This window comes from Aeromonas sp. R3-1 (assembly GCF_040908345.1).
GTDB classification, from domain to species: Bacteria; Pseudomonadota; Gammaproteobacteria; order Enterobacterales; family Aeromonadaceae; genus Aeromonas; species Aeromonas veronii.
The window spans coordinates 1-1,721 of the sequence record NZ_JBFODN010000085.1; the positions used below are offsets into that span (position 1 = coordinate 1).

At 60.8% G+C, this 1,721-nt stretch carries 1 protein-coding gene and 1 tRNA gene; one reads left to right on the forward strand and one right to left on the reverse strand.

What is annotated here, in order from left to right:
• Positions 1–1,452 (forward strand): translocation/assembly module TamB domain-containing protein (locus tag AB5Y85_RS05535; RefSeq protein ID WP_368221258.1); only part of this gene is annotated, 1,452 nt, incomplete at its 5' end.
• Between the two features lie 175 nt (positions 1,453–1,627).
• Here AB5Y85_RS05535 and AB5Y85_RS05540 read toward each other — a convergent pair.
• Positions 1,628–1,712: transfer RNA gene (locus AB5Y85_RS05540), tRNA-Tyr, on the reverse strand.
• Positions 1,713–1,721 lie beyond the last annotated feature (9 nt).

Sequence of the window (1,721 nt, forward strand, 5' to 3'; positions counted from 1 at the left end):
ACCCTGCATGCGGTGGTGCGCACCACGCCGGGCACTTTTGTGGCAGATGGTCTCAAGACTGATTATCAGCAGCTGGCTCTGGCCCTGGATTTCGAGCGGCAGCAGGCGGCCATTCGCCTCGATTTTGCCTCCAAGCAGATCGGCAATATCGATACCGATTTGCTGATCAGGGAGCCTGCCGGTCGCGGTCTGCTCGGCGGTCAGCTCAAGTTTGACGACCTCAAGCTTAATACCTTTGCGCCGCTCATCCCTGAGGTGCGCTCCCTGCAAGGGATCATCTCCGCCGATGCCCGTTTCGACGGCACGCTGGCAGCGCCCCTGCTGTTTGGTCAGCTCAACCTGCGTGACGGTGAAGTGCAGACTCACTCCGATATGGTGACCCTGACCAAGCTGGTGACCCACCTCAAGATCGAGGGCAATCGCGCCGAGCTCGATGGCTCCATGCTGGTGGGCAAGGGACCGCTGGCGTTGGGCGGCTGGCTCAGCTGGGCCAAGATGCCGGTCAGCGGCAGCCTCACCATTCAGGGCAAGGATCTGGAGGCGCAATATCCGGGCATGGGCAGGGTCAGAGTCTCGCCCGATATCGCGGTGTCGCTGGGGGAGGAGACCCGCATTACCGGTCAGGTGGATATTCCCTGGGCACGTATTCTGGTCAAGAGCCTGCCGGATTCGGCGGTGGCGGTCTCAGACGATGTGACGGTGGTCTATGACGATCTGCCCCCGGTTACCAAGCAGGCCAGCCTGCCGCTGGCGATGAAGGTGGCGATCCGCCTTGGCAACGATGTGAAGCTTGATGCCATGGGGCTGAAGACCGATGTCTCCGGTGGCCTCAATATCCGTCAGGATCCCGAGAAGCCGCTGGCTGGCAATGGCCAGCTGGTGCTGACCAACGGCCGCTTCAAGGCTTACGGTCAGAACCTCATCATCAAGGAGGGGCGGATCCTCTTCTCCGGTCCGCTGGATCGGCCCTTCCTCAACATCGAGGCCAACCGGGATCCCGATACCATCGAGGGTCAGGTGACGGTCGGGGTGCGGGTGACTGGCCCTGCCAGCAAGCCTGAAATCACGGTCTACTCCGAGCCGCAGATGGCGCAGTCGGAACAGCTATCCTATCTGCTGCGCGGCAAAGGGTTGCAGACCGGCGGTGAGGATGGCGGTTTCAACGGCCTGCTGGTGGCCGGTGCGGTCAATCAGGCCAATGGCGTGGTGTCGAGTATCGGCGAGTCGCTGGGGATGAGCGATGTCTCCCTCGATACCGCGGGCAGTGGTGACAACACCCAGGTGACTCTGTCGGCCTATCTGCTGCCGGGTTTGCAGTTCCAGTACGGGGTCGGGGTCTTCAGTCCCATCGCCGAATTCAAGCTGCGCTACGAGGTATTGCCACGGCTCTATCTGCAGGCGATGAGCGGAGTGGCTCAGGCGGTCGATATCTTCTATCGCTTTACCCTGTAACGCTTCGCCCCGTAACAGGGCTGAGATGAGAGTAAACGGGAGGCGCAGGCCTCCCGTTTTTTATTGCGCGCTCGGCAGCAGGCAAACGGTGATAAAGGTTGGCAGTGTAGAGGGATAGCGGATTAAGAGGCCCAGAAATGCGAAAACCCGGCACCAAGCCGGGTTTTCTGAATGATGGTGGAGGGAGAAGGATTCGAACCTTCGAAGGCAGAGCCGTCAGATTTACAGTCTGATCCCTTTGGCCGCTCGGGAACCCCTCCACGGGGTAT